This is a genomic window from Moorella sp. E306M, from assembly GCF_006538385.1.
GTDB lineage: Bacteria > Bacillota > DSM-521 > Neomoorellales > Neomoorellaceae > Neomoorella.
Genome location: NZ_BJKO01000001.1, coordinates 1,024,823 through 1,040,330 on the forward strand (window position 1 = coordinate 1,024,823; position 15,508 = coordinate 1,040,330).

Sequence of the window (15,508 nt, forward strand, 5' to 3'; positions counted from 1 at the left end):
TTACAGTTCCCCCATGACCGTTGCAGGAATTTGGACCAAACGTTTGATCGGGAGATCGATTGAGGGCTTCAGGGATAATTCTCCTTTTTTTATTTTACCATAGAACAACCTGGAGCCACAGGCGTATTCCATCCCGTTCACCAGTCTTTTTCCATACAGAGTTGCTGCCAGTTCATAGCACTATCATCTCCAAGAGAATAAATTTACCCCAGCAGACCGGTGCAGAGGCAAATAACAGGGTAATCATGCCTTCACCTTAAAAACATTCTGCAAGGCTATGTACCCTGATCTTGCCTGCTTACATTCATAAAACCTTAGTTCTGGTCCTGTTTCTGGCCGGAAAGAAGTAAATTCAATCACTTTAAGTCTAAATCCACTAGGTGGCAATAGTAAGGGCAAAAGTCGTGAAGTGATAATATCATGATGGCTGGTAATAAAAACTTGGCGCCTCTGATTGTTACCATAAGCCAACATGCGAATTAGATGGGCATCGGCTGCAAGATTATTTAAATCAAATGCGCTAGATACATCATCCAGGCAAATAAAACCTAATGGATGATTTTTAACCCCACAATTAAGGGCAAGCATGTAGGCAATTGCCAATTGATTTATTTGGGCTGTCGAGAAAGTAGGAAAAATATTTGTTTCTCTTATTATATTATCTTCAGACCACCTCTGTATATATAACTTACCATTACTACGTTTAAAATGAACATTTTTGGCCAGATCTTTACCCATACCGAATTGAAAAAGAATATACTCAAGGGCTTGGTTTAATTGAGAAATATAATTTTCCCTTAAAGCATTCCCTTTTATTGCCTCGATCCATTTATCTAAATTTCTCTTAGTGGCCCAGCTAATAAAATCTGAAAGCTTTTTATCGGCTTCTCTTGCTGCTGGGGTCCAATTTAATTTAATTGTTTCTAGCTTTTGTCCAATCTGTTGCCATTTATGTAGATACTCCAATACTTTATTCCAAGCTGTCATTGTTTCAGCAGCATTTATATTCACGAATTTTTCTTTTAGCATCATACGGGCCTTTTTAAGATCATATCCAGTACCATCTTCCAAGTTTACTTTTTCTAAAGGAGCTCCAAAAATGGCACTCCATAATTTGAGGGCTTGCAAAAGATTATCAAAATCCGCCTCTTTTTTCTTTATACCAGTAATTTCTTTTCTAATCTCAAATATCTTTTGGGTAATTGCCGTGGCTTCGTCATGGAGTTGTTTATATTGAAGCCACTTACTTTTTAATTTATCGCTCCAATCACAACCATGCTTTTCCAACATCGACCATATCTCATCAACTACTACTTCCGGGGAACTAGCCTTTACCTTTAACATATAATCGATTGAAGCAATAAGGGGGATTTCCCCCATCCAGGTTGAAATATTTGTACCTGGAATAGGTAGTTGTTCTTCACTTAAAAGAAGCCCCATCTGCGTCTTGATCCTGGCGAGCTCTAGTTCAAGGGCTTTTTCCTTCTCAGTAAGCTCTTTTAAGGCAATATCTTCCTTCGGGGAAGTTTCAGTTACAGGAAAAAAATCAGGAAGGTTATCCAATAATTCTTTTAACCTGGCAACTCCTTCATTTATATCAGCTTGTGGTGGTATATCAGCTAAAGCTTGCTTCCTTATACTTTCAATTGCTTTAATTGCTTCCTCAAGTAATTTACATACAGGCTGGTCTCCCTGTTCATGCCCGGTTAAAGCTGCAACCCATTTTTGTAAATTTTCCTTATACCGGGCGGCAAATTTTCTGCCCGTGATAACCAACTTTGCTGGGAATGGAATTAGCTGTTTTAGATACTCATTTGATTCTATGATTGCTTGTAAATTCCCAGCCTGCTCAGCCGCTTCATTTTTTAAAATATCCTCATTGCCTAAATTGGCTCGAAAGCTACTTCGAATATTCTCGACCTCAGCGGCCGCTTTTACCAGCGCATCCAGCAGGATTTCCCTATTAGGAAAATCGCCTACGAAAGCATCAGCTATTCCTTGAATTCCTTCCTGGGACCTGCCAAATGTACTCTCTATCCCATCCTGATAAAAAAAACAACTACTGCGTACAAATGAAGTTGAAAAACCATTGAGTGGAAATAGAGTACTTTCTTCATCTAATCTTTCCGGTAATAGCGTTGCTTGAAAAACTCGCCCGTCTTGACATTTGACCTCTATCCTGGCTTTGGCTTCGCCTGATAACAAATTCTTATTGATATAGTTCTCGAAAGGCCTCTTAGTGCTATTTTCACCTATCCGCGGCTCAATTTTCCCTGTAGCCATAAGTTCGAGGGCCTCAATAAATGAAGTTTTACCAAAACCATTATTTCCGGTAAGAATTATGACATCGGCATCACAATTAATTGACTGCTTTTTAAAAAAACACTTAAAGCCCTCAGTGTAATCTCTTTTATCCTGATCGTTTCTTCCATTGCGAGAACCTCCCTCTATTTGCCGAACTATTTCTTCTGCTTTTTGGCGAATTGAATCTATAATTACCTGACGTAAATCAAGGGCTATCTCTTTTTTTAACAATTCCTCTAAAAAATCCTGCAACCATTCTTTAACGAGTTTGTTGTCCTGAATTTTCAAGACAGCCTCTAACCATTCTTCAAAGGTTATTTTTTCGATTCGCCATTGGATATTTTCAAATAACGAAAGTATTTTGTCTACTTTTTTTATATCTTCCTCACGAAATAAATAAAGAACATATTCCCCCTCAGTAAACGATGGGTTAACAAAATCTCTTTCAGCATTTTTATAGTGTTCTTTATCAGGTGCCACATATATTACAACGAGGTTTTGATGAGTATCATGGTATTGAATAACGTAATTAATCATTCTGACTGCCTTTTTAAATGAAGCAGCATGTTGCTCATTCCATGTTTTATTTGCATCAGGAGCAAAAATGGCAACTACCATAACCGGAGAGGTTATTAATAAAGAAGGTGGTAATGCTCCATCATTTTCAAAGTACTCCCTTTGACATTTAATAGGTATCCCATTTATCTTGGTTGAAAGTTCCTTGAAATGCTCTATCATTGATAGATTTCCTCCACCCATTTCTTCCAATGAACTGCTTCTTTTTTTATTTTAGCAGGGTCTGTAATAAGATTTCTTATACCCTCTAATATATCCTCGCTTCCAAAACCTGAAAATAATATCGACCGCGTACGGCATCGGTCACGGAACATGTCCTGGGCCCATTTATTTTCGCGCCAGTTCTGCAATTGGCGTTCTGTAAGAACAATATTAGCAGCTTCGTTTTGGGGATCTTCTTTAAACTTTTTAGCGCAACCATTAATTTTATAAATATGTAGAAGTGGGTATTTGGGATTACTATCATCGATAAAATGACGGTATTCAGATAAATTCGTTACCACTCTTACCTGTCGACTAGTAAAATTTCTATTAAAGCTTTTTTCATATGCCTTTTCCATGCAGGTATCGTAATTCGTAGTAATAATCTCGTTTATATAGCCTTCCCGTGCTATATAGGCAATATAGCAATGCGTCGGGGTAGGTTCTAAATCACAAAACTCGGCAACCCTTAAAATATTACAGGCTTTAACTTCATTATGTAGATGTATATAAACTTCTGCAAGAACAGCCATACCGGCATTACATAACTTATCTATGCAAAGATCATCTTCTGTCCCATCTTGTTTGCCACAGATGCATAATAAAAACTTTGCTAGTTCGGTAGATTTTTCAGCTTCTAATATTAATTCTTGTGCCAAACGTCTAATCATATCTGGCGTTCTAGTTAGTCCATCTGGATCGGCATTGTAACTAACGCCAGCACCAAGGAAAGGTACAATCATTTTTCTAAATAAGCGGTCTATAAGTCGCCTTAACTTGTCATGCATGGTTTAATCCTCCAAACAACAGGGTTCCCACACCGACCTGATGACGGGGTTCGGGGCCGCCTGGCGGCTTACGTAATGGGACTTTATTATCCAGACAACTTATACTCATCCCCAATCTCAGCCGGCGACTCCAACTAGAATTAAGTGTTTCCGCTCCTACAAGCACCTACTGGAGGCTCCCGGCGATCTTTCCTAAAATAACTGCCCGCGCTTCTTCTATAGTCCCGGCAGTAAACAGCTCATCTAGAATGCGATCCAGGATTTGGAGGTCACCTATTTTCTGCACCTTTTCTTCCAGGTCAGCCGGCTGATCCCCAAACCTGCGCGAGAGATATTTAAGAATCGTTTCTTTTTGAGCTTCCATCCTGCCTTTAGTTTCCGCTTCTGCCCGCTCTTCCCTTACCCATTCCTGGTAAATTGGCGACTGCATTACCATTTCCCTCCTTATAAAGAGCCTGATCCACTCTTCCCGGCATGACAGTTGCAGAAATCTTACCCAATCACCAGCTCTTCGCTGGACCAAATGCCATCAGCTTTGCAACTGCGATATACAACTATAGAAATGAGTTTTATTCATTCACTCAATCTATCCCATTCTTCTTTGCTAATATCTGTTTATTTTAAAATTCCGATTAATAATGAAACACTTATATCATCACCATGGTAATTGGATATGCAAAGTTTATGCCGACCCCGCTGCGTAAAATTGTGCTTAGAGCTTTACTTGCCATTTATGATTTAGGTCCGCTCCACCTAAAATAGGAATATAAGCCCAAAAACCAGGGCATAGAGGTATTTGCCCTTTCCTCTTTGAGCCCCTTTTGGGGAGGATGAGAAACTTTCAAGAGTGGAATTTTTGCGGGCAAATTTATTAAATGTCGGCCAGGTCTACTTAAATAATAGCGGCCTCCAGAGGAAGCTCATTTATATTAACATTAGATGTAAAAAAATTAAGCTTTTCAAAGCCGATTACTTTTCCATTTTTGTCTTTGATTAAAATAACCTCTTCACCGGTTTCCTCACAAATATACTCTTTTTCAGGATCGTCAAACCACACATTTAATGTGTTTGCTTCTTTGTCGTAATATAGCCTAATCTTTTCCATACAAGCTCACCTTCTTTAATTCCTGAACCTCTTTTTCCCTTCCCTTCATCGAGGGATGTTTTTCATTAATTAACTTTTCCCAGTACGTTTTCGTCGTCCTGATCCTTTTGCCCATTTTGCTGATGACTTCAAAATATAGATTATCCATTGTCCACTATTTATACCCCGGTAATTCTCCTTCTTTTATATTTTACCATATTACACCTCGGAGTAACAGGCACAAAAATACAGGTCTATTTCACCAGCTCCGCATCATCCCCCAAAAACATACGCAGGGCGCGGCGATTGTCCCCGGCGTGGCAGACCCGGGCGCTTTTGCCCGGAAGGCCGTCCTTAAGTGCACCGAAGATTTTTATCTAACCGGCAACTAGCCATCTGGAAAGAAAACCAAAGCATTGTCTCAAGGAGAACTGTTTAACAGTTTCTTTATAAACTCTATTACATAGCCCCTGTTCAGTTTATCATGGCAATACTGGTTGGTATAATTGCGCAGGCAACCGTAGCAACTTGTGTTGGCCAGACTGCCACCGCATTCGCATCTGGAGAGTATCGCCAACGTCCGCTGCAAAGTTCGCATCAGATTATCTTTTTCTGCAATCCGCTTAACATGGCCTGCGCCACCCGGCACATCATCAAATAATACCAGGGCAGGGCTGTAAGGATTGCCTGCATAGGGGTATAAAGTACCATCGACATCCTGGCGCTCAATGTCCAGGGCACTGCAGGCTCCCTCTAAAATGCCGTATAAGACAGACTCCCAGAAACCCTCACGTTGATCATGGTATTCCGGAAACCATATTCTTAAAACGTCGGTGTAAAACTCGTAACCCAAGGAATAACGGGCAGTTCTGCCTTTACATTTTTTCCCCCAGGGCGTCTCGTGGGGACCCAGGGGCTCCCCGGTATTAACCTCAGCATAGCCGCAAGACTGGCAGATTTTAAACCCCCTCTTCCCGGCACTATTAATTACGGCCAGCCTGCCGGCGCCGGCTTGCAAATTGAGCTTGAAACCGTTTAAACTCAAGGTAATTTCCTGTTCGATATTTTCTTCCTGAGCAAAGAATTTCCTGGTGGTATACGTCTTTTGTGGTTTGGTCATGGTAGGCCTTTCAGGTTGCCCGGCAATAAAACCATAGTCTGGCTTAATAAAAATACCGCGATTATTGCCGACTTTATGACCACAAATGCAGGTATCCATAGGCGTATTTTTTTCAGCTATATCGCTCTGGTAATACCCGCAATAATCACAGATCGCATAGGCGTATTCCACAGGATTCCGGTCTGGAAGTTTTTTAATATACTTGCTGGTCCATAATTTGCCTCCTGCTATCACCTGACTCCCAGGTGCATATTCAGACAAAGCAACTTTGAGATCCCTATCCAGCTCCAGACCCCTGGCTTCTTCACCGTGATGGTAAATCTGTAATTCCACCACATCTACCGGAAAGCCATACTTGGGAATTACATTTTGTTGCGCCAGAAAATCTAGAATATAACGCTTTTCAATGGTATTAATGGTTTTATGGACGGCCTGGGCTTTCAAGTGGTTTTTGGTCCTGCTATACTCTGCTTCAATGGCTTTCAATTCGCGCAAATCCGCCATTACCTTCGCCTCTGCCTTGCTCAGTACGCCATCGGTTTCATCTAAAAGCCCGTCCAGCCAGCTCCAGTCATGAACCCCCAGCCTTTCCTGCATCTCGTTGGGAATAATCCTACTAAGACTTTTTTGTAATTCCCCGGGTTTATCACGCAACAATTTTCCTAACGCCTGGGAGGCCGTCTCACCGGATTCAGGGAAAAAGGTTTTGACCTGCCCGAAATACTCCGGCCTTAACTTCCAAAACATTGCCAGGGCGACGGCATACATATGCCGCTTTATAATTTTGTCATTGCTAATCTTTATATGGGGCGGCCGGATTTCGCCTTTAATAATTCGCAGGGGTTCATTATAATGAGCAAAGTCATGGGAATGACGTTGAGCAAAGGTAAGGACAAAGGCCGTAGAATCTGTTCTCCTCCCTGCCCTGCCGGCCCGCTGGATGTAATTGGTAGCCGAAGGTGGTACATTACGCATAAAAACGGTTTCCAGTTCTCCCACGTCAACACCCAGCTCAAAGGTAGTAGAACAACTTAAAACATTAATCTGCCCCTCATTAAATTTTTGCTGTATTTCAGCAGCTTTTTCTGTAGTAAGCTGGGCTGTATGTTCACTGGTTTGCATGACCAGGGGCAATATATCCAGATACAATTTTCGGTAGTGATTGCCGGCCAGTTCCTGAGCCGGATTGCAGGCGACTAATTGGCCATCACACCGGTAAGTCGGGCAAACACCTTTAATGTTATATAAAGTCAGGCGCCGGCACCTGCTGCAGCGATACCAGGTAACAGTATCATCAACTATTGCCGGCAGCACCCGCCAGTATTCCGGTTTCAGGCAGTATACTTCCCCCAGGCCCTGGGACTCATGATGGCTGGAAAAATGGCCCTTCCACGGCGCCCTTTCACCCGTTAACAACCGGTTCCAAATTTGCATCAGCAGATCTTCGATTTTTTCGCGGTCAATCCCGCCCTGCACAGCAGCCAGGCGTAATAAATAATCCATACGGGAGTTATTGCCACCCTTGCGGGTAGGAGTCCAACTGTAAACCCGTCCGGGGTAAGACATGCTTTCTTTAAAATAAAACTCTTTATTTCTAGGTGCAAAGAAAGGATCCCGGGGATCCACAACATCCGGAAAACGAACGGCGCCGCTTTTTCGGACCGTGTCCAGCAAAATCATGATTAAATCAGTAGCCTCTGCAGCCGTAAAATTCCACGGTTCTTTACGCAAAGCCCTGGGTGGGTTCCAACCCGGCGGTAATACCGGCACAAAACCAACTAAACCCAGCCCTTCCAAGCCGATAATGCGATCGCTGACAATGAATTCATGCAGCACCCATTTCCATGCTTCTATTTCCAACTGCTGCATACTCATTTGCGGGAACAATTGCAGATCATACAACATCCTTTTAACAAAGTTTGCCAGATCGTTTACCCGCCATTCATTGGCCACCACCTGGCTTTTATACTTCTCCAGCGTCATGATAATTAGGCGGCGCTGCAAAATTTGATTGTATGAAGCCTGCAAATAAGTAGAAAAATAAGCGGCATCCTGGCGGCTGTCGGAAAAAATAAGCAGGCGACGATTACTTTTGTGAAAGCTTATATTGTCGGGAACCTCCCAGTCGTCTGTTTCAGTATCATCATCTTGCAATACTTCCACCTGCTCCGGTATCTGCTGGTAAAGGGCAGTCGCCAGAACGCTGGTAACCGCCTCCGCACCGAGGACAAACCGCCGCACCACGGAACCGAGAGAATTAATGCTCCCGCAGGCCGGGCACTTATATACATTACCGTTTTTAGCGGAGACTTTAATTACCAAAAATAAGCTTTTCTCACCACAACTACAAGGGGTTGCAGCATCAGTTTTAGGCCTGACGGCCCCGCACCCACCACATAAAAGATATTCCTCTCCTGGCGGTATATCCTCACCGCTTGCCACTATTTCATCTTCATTCTCTGGAACCGGCATTTTATCGTCAAGGAGCAAAAAATAGACAAGGTTGTTATTGTCTTCATAGAAACGCCTGCCCGGCTGTTTAAGAATATCGTGTTCCCCTCCACGTACCACTTCGCCTACAAGATACAGTGCATCACATTGACGGCAGGTAGCCGCTTCAAATACGGGAAACATTCTGCCATCTGCACCTTTAATCTGTTCCCTTCGTTCCAGATAAAGCCTCTTTTCAGGGAGCAAAGAAACATATGCACCTTCTAGTGCCCGGATAAATAAATGGTATCTGGCCGGCAGCAGGGATTGGCTTCCGGGTTCCAGCCTGGCCTTATTGGCCAAATAAACCAATGCCACCAGGCGGTTTTGACCGTCCTGGACCCCGGGAAATAATTCCCGGGCAACATCCTGCAGAAAACAAGGCCCCTGTTCCAGTCTCTGTTGCAGGGTAATAACCCTGCTGTCTCCCGAAAGTACCAGATAAAGAAATCTGGACCATTCCCCCCGGCAATCTTTTTGCGCCAGGGTTAAAATATTTTGGGGAATACCTGATTCCAACCCGGCGGCTATTAACCCTTCAATCTTGTCTGGCTCATCGCCATCAATAACTTCCGACCATTTGCCGTAAAGCTCACTCCCGGGTTTACCCCAACTGCTCTCAGCAACCTTTAAATGTTTTTTAAAGGCCACTACCACATCCTGCCGGGCAGGATTATCTTCGATCCATTCAAACTTTTCGCCAAAAAGCTTGGTTCCAAACTCAGTCACTTCCCGGAACCCTTTTTCATCTACACCTAATGTAGCACTAGTACCTATTTATCGCCAAGCATTACATCTATACAATTTTCGCTACCCGGCTCTGGCAGTAAAACTTCATCTTCTTCCCAGGGATCATCGATAGTAAACTGCAGCCTGTAGCTGCCCGCCGGTAACCGCCTGTAATGTTCCCTAATCTCCACCCTGGATACGCCGTCAGGGACACGGCGTTCAAGCATATCTGCCCCTGGCAACCCTAACGGCCACAAACGTACAATTCTATTGGTAACTACCCCGAAATCTTGCCAGGTCAGAACAACGATACGTCTTTCGCCCTCTAACCTCTGCACTATAGAAATATCGGCAACCTGCCAGCGCATCCGCACGCGCACCAAAAGACACGCCGGAATAGTATTATCCTGAAAACTTAGATATAAATCGTGAACCGGCAGGTTATCACTCCCACTCCACAGGGTGTCACTGAGCTGGCGCAAATTAAAGACAGCAACTCCTTTTCTTATCTGGCGGGAGATAACCTGCCGCCCATTGTCTAATGCCAATTTAACCATTCCCGAAATACACGCCGGCAATTTAACCTCGATTTCACCCAGTTCTTCATGCCAAATCTCTTCGACTTCCGCTTTCCAGGGAATATCGGCACTACCCCGCCAACGAACAGCGGGAATATCTATATAAACTTCCACCCGGAAGTCGTTATCTTGATCTATAGAATAACCCAATTGTCCAACAATCTGGTTTTGGCGGGTATCAAACTCAACCAGGGTCCTGCCGGGTGAGCTTTCGACCAGTTGCGCCGGGGGCCGGACGAAGAAAGTAAAATAATGCCGCGAACTTAATTCCAATCGCCCTGTTTCTCTTTTTCCATCTTGAGGGCTGTATATTCCCCGATCAAACTCTAATGTCAAATCGGGCACCACGACACACTTTAGATGCCACAGGACGCTCTCCCGGTAAATCAAAGTAATCCCGCATACTCCATATACATCGCCGAAGAGAACGGCAAGGGGTACAAAAATAATATCATCCTTACAGATAACCGCCCCCGGGGTATCTAAAGAAACATATTTAGCAACCCCGGCCCAGTCCAGGCGCACACCATAAGAGCGCAGTTCTTCCTGTTCATTTTTTGAGAACACCAGCCCCGGCAGTTTACCCCGGTAGACCGGTCCCTCCCCTGTTTTTACGATAGCTATTTCTTCTCCTCCAAGTAACCTTGGTTCCAGTTGTTCCGGGCGCTTTTTAAAAACCGTTGCATCAGTTTCAGTCCTGACCAGCACTGCATCAATTCCATCCAGATCCAGATACCAGTATTCATAATCCGACCAGGAACCTGTTAATCTTTCCTGTTCTTTTACCGCCTCGACAGGCATCACCATGCTTCCGGCAGGAGCAACCAGATAAGCACCGTCTTCCGGCAGCCGTTCATCCTCTATTAGCTTTCTTTGCGAACTAAAAAGCAAGCAAGCATTATTGCCGCCGATACCGTTAATCTTCCAGGAGCGAAAAATTTCCCCGGCGCGAAACTCAAAGTGATAAACAGGTTCCGGCGGCTCGAAATTAACGTCGATAATTCCGGTCCTATACTGCCCTTCTCCCACTTTATGTACCGGGATATTGACCTCGCTGGCAATATCGCTTTCTCCCCGTATCACCAATGTTGCCCTTACCGATCCCCCCACCGTTTGTTCGGGAAATTCAACCTTGATGGTTCTTACGACAGTATCCAATTTGATAACCGGCCGCCGTAAAGTCACTCCGTACGGCTCCCTGTCCTCACCCCTTGAGGAACGCATTTTATCAAGCATGTCTTTACCCTGCTGGTACCACCACTTTTCCATAGCCCGAATAATCCGTGAGGGTAAGACAACATCACCAATGGGTTCCTCACCTTTGTCGAGTTTTTGCATTAATAACAGGGAATGAAATACGAATTTTTCCGCCAGGTTCCCACCCTGCAATATAAATATACGGGTTGATTCATTAAGGAAATATAACGGTTCTTTAATTGTTTTAAGTTTTTTCAAGATATTATTTTCCTTCTCCCGGATAGCAATCAAGTCATTGAACAGGGAAGTTTCGTCAGGGTACTTTTCTATCAATGGCAATATAGCCACCAAGGAATCAATATCATCACGATTGAGTTCCGCCACAATAGTCTCAATTTCGCAGCGAATACTCCTCTGTTCAGACAGCTTCCTCAACCCTTCTTCTAAATCGCCTTTGCCCAGCCGGACCAGATTCATTTTATATTCGGCTATTTTTTTGTTCAGTTTAGTTAACCTCTCCTGCCAGAGGGCGATTTCTGTTTCGGAAATTCTATCAAGTGCAGGGCCGGTCGCAAAAATTCCCTGCTCTGCTTTACGAAGGTTCTCTAAAAGTGTTTCTAACTTATGATAATCCCGTAAAAGCTGCTGTAGTTCCCGTAAAACCTTGGGCAAAGCCGGCCATGGATTAGCCATCAGCTCACTTCGCACAGGCAGGCCGTCAAGCTTTTCTATAAGCATCTGCCGGCACTGCTTTACCTGCCGGTACCGGCGACGTAAAAGCAAACGTAATAGCCATACCCAAAAGCGGCCTGATCCTGCGAATACCCGATTGCCTTCAGTGTATTCCCAAGCCAGCTTATTAATCTCATCGACCGGCAGGCCCTCTATCTTGCCTGCAAAACTATCATCCCAGCGGCCCATTATTTCTTTGCCGGCGTCTTCTATCGCCCTGTTTAACGCGTTAATCTCGACATGCCCGGCGTCTTGGACGGCTACAATCTCCTGCAAATGCTTCAATGAACTATAGTAGGCGTCGATCTGCTGCTGCAAGCGGCTCCGTTCAGCTTCAGCCTGTTCCAACCAACCTTCAGGAACAGCCAAAGCGGCCTTTAACTCTACGGAATCTTCAACCCCGGCCCGCAGGTCCTGCAACCGCTCCAACTTTTCTTTGTTTTTCCACATATCCATGGCCAGGGCCAAAGAACTTTCATAGCCTTTTACTTCGGCAAGTTCTCTTTCCAGTTCATTACGGGTATGATGATCCTGGCGCCAGTTGGTCACCAGATGGGCTATCTCGGCCTCCATCACCGGCAGTCCTGCTCTTTCCCTTTCGTAATATACGGCCAGCACCACATCGCTAAAATAGTCGTTCAGGTATGCATTTGGTACGATACCGTGGGCTAGGATAGGCATAATATAACGCAACTCATCCGAAAATGCGGGCAAATTATATTTCTCAACGGTTGCCAGAAAAGCCTCCCCTAACAGCCGCTGCCATTTAATCTGTCCGGGAGGCAGCCCGAGGGCGGCATATACAGGGGCCCAGAAGTTGTCATGATAATAATTCACACCCATGCCAACAAGAAAGACGGCGACACTTAAAGAGCCTCTTTGAGCAAAATCAAGTTTCCCTAATTCCCCGGCAATCAACTTCGCCAGGTGATCGAGTTCCTCAGGATTCAACTCGATATTCCCCAAAAGGGGATCTGGAGAGCCCGTTAATAGTTCCTCAAAGTACCTGTCACTATCGCTCAAATGGCAACATTGCAACAGGTTCATTCTTACACCTTCTTCAACAATGGCCCAAGCGTCACCTAAGAACAAGCGAAGGGTTGTTCTCTTGTGCCAAAATCCGTACCCCGGAGCCGGCAGCGCAGTTGTTCGGAGCCTAAAAGCACCTACTGGAGGTTCCCGGCGATCTTTCCTAAAATAATTGCCCGCGCTTCCTCTATAGTATCAGCAGTAAACAGCTCATCCAGAATGCGGTCCAGGATTTGGAGGTCGCTTATTTTCTGCACCTTTTCCTCCAGGTCAGCCGGTTGTTCCCCAAACCTACGCGAGAGATATTTAAGGATCGTTTCTTTTTGGGCTTCCATTCGGCCTTCCTTCAGGCCTTCCATCCTGCCTTCCATTCTGCCTTCCATTCTACCTTCCATTCTACCTTCCATTCTGCCTTCCATCCGGCCTTTTTCATGCCAGCTGGTAGTAATCTGCATGATTGTCTCAGCCTCCTTCTTATCAATTCTACCCAGTTCACAGTTGAGTCTTTCTTCTTCCTCCTGGCTTAGCTTCAGGTAGCTTTCGAAGAATCCGGCCAGCATCTCCATCCGCGCCGGGTCCAGTTTTAACCTCGTCAGCATGCGCAGAAATTCTAACTTTACCTGCACCCTCTCTTCGTATTTAAAACCCATTTTACTTAATAGCGCGGCTGCTACCGGATTGTTGCTGTGAATATATTCCCGCCACGGCAGCTTCTTTAGTTCCAGTTTATAGAAACGAAAGCGCAATACGTCTAGAAAAGTAAATCCTGTCGTGAATGTATCGGGTTCGTCCCGTACCTGGTCGTAAGTAAAAATGGCTATCGGCAGGATCTTGCAGCGGTATTGCTCGTAAAGGCGACTGAAGTAGATAAACATCCTCTCGTTGAATTCTTTTTGCACATAACTTTGCGGCTCGATGTGAACCATAATCAGGCCTTCTTCGCCTTTAAGGCGGGTCTCTACCAGAATATCGACCTCGTGTTTTTCGCCGGCAGTGACGTCGGTAAAGACTTCCTGCTGTAGGAATCTTACATGGGTAAAATCAATGGCTTCATATGCCCGGGGGAAAAAGGCTTGCATGAATTCAGCAAAAAAGGTCTCGATTAGTTCCTTAAAAAGCCGGTCGTGATCGATGTTCATTCGTTACAGTTCCCCCATGACCGTTGCAGGAATTTGGACCAAACGTTTGATCGGGAGATCGATTGAGGGCTTCAGGGATAATTCTCCTTTTTTTATTTTACCATAGAACATCCCAGGGCAATAGGCGCATCTCCATCACGTTCACTGAACAAATTAAATTATACTTAACTACACAGCGGCAACCATCGCCGTACCATCTCCGTCCCCACTCCGTATTATGGACATAAGGCTTATAAAGTGAAATTTAAATTAAACGCCAACCAGCACGGGCCATCAGTTTTACCACTTCGATATATAACTATAGAAGTGAGTTTTATTCATTCACTCAAGCTATCCCATTCTTCCTTGCTAACATTTGCTTATTTAAAATTCTGATTAATAACGAAACACTTATGTCATCACCATGGGGATTAGGTATGCGAAGTTTATACCGACCCCAGCGCATAAAATCGTGCTTAGAGCTTTTCCTGCCATTTATGATTTAAATCCGCGCCGCCTAAAACAGGAATATCGTTATCCCCATCCCGCAGTTTAAAGAGAAGCCATTCTTCCAGAACTTCCTGCAAAGTGGCTAGGCATTCCTTTTCATCTTTTCCGTCAGCCCAAACGCCAGGGCACGGAGGTATTTCGGCATATAATGTACCATCTTCTAGCCGTTCGATGACAGCTTCTTTCATTGCTGCCTGTATAAAAGTAGTGAATGCCCCTCTTCCCATTTTTGCCCTTTCCTCCTTTGATCCCTTTTGGGGAGGATAAACACTTTCAAGGGTGGAATTCCGGGCAGACAAATTTATCGGTCTATATCACCAGCTCCGCATCGTCACCCAAAAACATGCGCAGCGCCCGGCGATTGTCCCCGGCGTGGCAGACCCGGGCGCTCTTTCCCAGCAGGCTGTCCTCAATGCGCTGGACGTCCTTGATCTCGCAGTCTTCCAGGATCACCGAATGCTCAATACCCACATTGTGAACCTCCGCCAGGACAAACCCAGCGGCTTCTTTAAAGCAACCGGGGTATCCCGGACGGTCCTCAGCACCTCATCGGAAGACGCCTGCCGGAAAGAACAGGTCTTACTCCCCCTCCTTGCGCTACATCCAGACACCCAGGTTAGCCCCAAATGCCGGATGGCCCGGTCCATGGGCATCTACTACTCAGCGTAGATACATCTTTATGCGGCCTTTTTCTTTTTATGGCACGGCATCGGCGTTAACACTGCAGGCCGCGCATAAAACACCGTTTCCGGCAACTTGCGCCCAGGGGTGAACCGACCGTTTACGACTAAATCCAGTATGCCCGTAGCGCCTATTACATCGCGGTGAACCCCACCGAAGCCACAATCCCTGTCACCACACCGGTAAATGCGGCCGGTTTGCTTTGTATACTTGCTGCATGTTGGGCAGGTGCCGGAAGTGCCCCGTTCTTCGATTTTCTCCAGGGTGATGCCGTGCCGCTTGAGTTTATATTCCAGGAGATCCCGTAGCCGGCCGAAGGTCCACTGGCTCATCCGCTGGTTGTGATGCCGCCCGCAGTCCTGTTCCCTTAC

At 45.0% G+C, this 15,508-nt stretch carries 12 protein-coding genes; 1 reads left to right on the forward strand and 11 read right to left on the reverse strand.

The genetic code is table 11. The annotated features are described in order from the left end of the window. From FLZ89_RS15645 to FLZ89_RS15650, 10 genes are all read right to left on the reverse strand, one after another. Positions 1-141, reverse strand: coding sequence for a hypothetical protein (locus FLZ89_RS15645; RefSeq protein WP_172613457.1), 141 nt, complete (start codon positions 139-141; stop codon positions 1-3). A 102-nt stretch (positions 142-243) separates the two neighbouring features. Beyond that, positions 244-3,063: an AAA family ATPase gene (locus FLZ89_RS05435; protein WP_253256534.1), complete on the reverse strand. Its 2,820-nt coding sequence runs from the start codon at positions 3,061-3,063 to the stop codon at positions 244-246. Beyond that, positions 3,039-3,869 (reverse strand): SIR2 family NAD-dependent protein deacylase, encoded by an 831-nt coding sequence (locus FLZ89_RS05440; RefSeq protein ID WP_172613458.1) that lies wholly within the window; start codon positions 3,867-3,869, stop codon positions 3,039-3,041. Before FLZ89_RS05440 ends, FLZ89_RS05435 begins: the two co-directional genes overlap by 25 nt. Before the next feature lie 166 nt (positions 3,870-4,035). Further along, the gene (locus tag FLZ89_RS05445) at positions 4,036-4,299 is read right to left on the reverse strand and encodes a hypothetical protein (protein ID WP_253256413.1); all 264 of its coding nucleotides are present in this window, start codon (positions 4,297-4,299) and stop codon (positions 4,036-4,038) included. A 462-nt stretch (positions 4,300-4,761) separates the two neighbouring features. Then, entirely contained in the window at positions 4,762-4,974 is a 213-nt protein-coding gene (locus tag FLZ89_RS05450) for a DUF2283 domain-containing protein (protein WP_141304584.1), read from the reverse strand. 400 nt (positions 4,975-5,374) lie between these two features. Beyond that, positions 5,375-9,292 carry a helicase-related protein gene (locus tag FLZ89_RS05455; RefSeq protein ID WP_141304585.1) on the reverse strand — a complete coding sequence of 1,306 codons (3,918 nt, stop codon included), beginning with the start codon at positions 9,290-9,292 and terminating at the stop codon, positions 5,375-5,377. A gap of 44 nt (positions 9,293-9,336) precedes the next feature. After that, positions 9,337-12,846, reverse strand: a complete 3,510-nt coding sequence (locus tag FLZ89_RS05460; RefSeq protein WP_141304586.1) for a hypothetical protein — start codon at positions 12,844-12,846, stop codon at positions 9,337-9,339. 119 nt (positions 12,847-12,965) lie between these two features. Beyond that, positions 12,966-13,967, reverse strand: coding sequence for an Rpn family recombination-promoting nuclease/putative transposase (locus FLZ89_RS05465; RefSeq protein ID WP_141304587.1), 1,002 nt, complete (start codon positions 13,965-13,967; stop codon positions 12,966-12,968). Positions 13,968-14,422: 455 nt separating this feature from the next. Further along, positions 14,423-14,683 carry a type II toxin-antitoxin system HicB family antitoxin gene (locus FLZ89_RS05470; RefSeq protein WP_141305290.1) on the reverse strand — a complete coding sequence of 87 codons (261 nt, stop codon included), beginning with the start codon at positions 14,681-14,683 and terminating at the stop codon, positions 14,423-14,425. An 82-nt stretch (positions 14,684-14,765) separates the two neighbouring features. Then, complete coding sequence (locus FLZ89_RS15650) at positions 14,766-14,927, reverse strand: hypothetical protein (RefSeq protein WP_172613459.1); 162 nt, start codon at positions 14,925-14,927, stop codon at positions 14,766-14,768. A gap of 3 nt (positions 14,928-14,930) precedes the next feature. Here FLZ89_RS15650 and FLZ89_RS05475 point away from each other — a divergent pair, with 3 nt between their 5' ends. Continuing rightward, positions 14,931-15,125, forward strand: coding sequence for a hypothetical protein (locus FLZ89_RS05475; protein ID WP_141304588.1), 195 nt, complete (start codon positions 14,931-14,933; stop codon positions 15,123-15,125). An 8-nt stretch (positions 15,126-15,133) separates the two neighbouring features. On the opposite strand, the gene FLZ89_RS15910 is transcribed toward FLZ89_RS05475, so the two are convergent. Then, positions 15,134-15,508 (reverse strand): zinc ribbon domain-containing protein (locus FLZ89_RS15910; protein WP_216363848.1); only part of this gene is annotated, 375 nt, incomplete at its 5' end.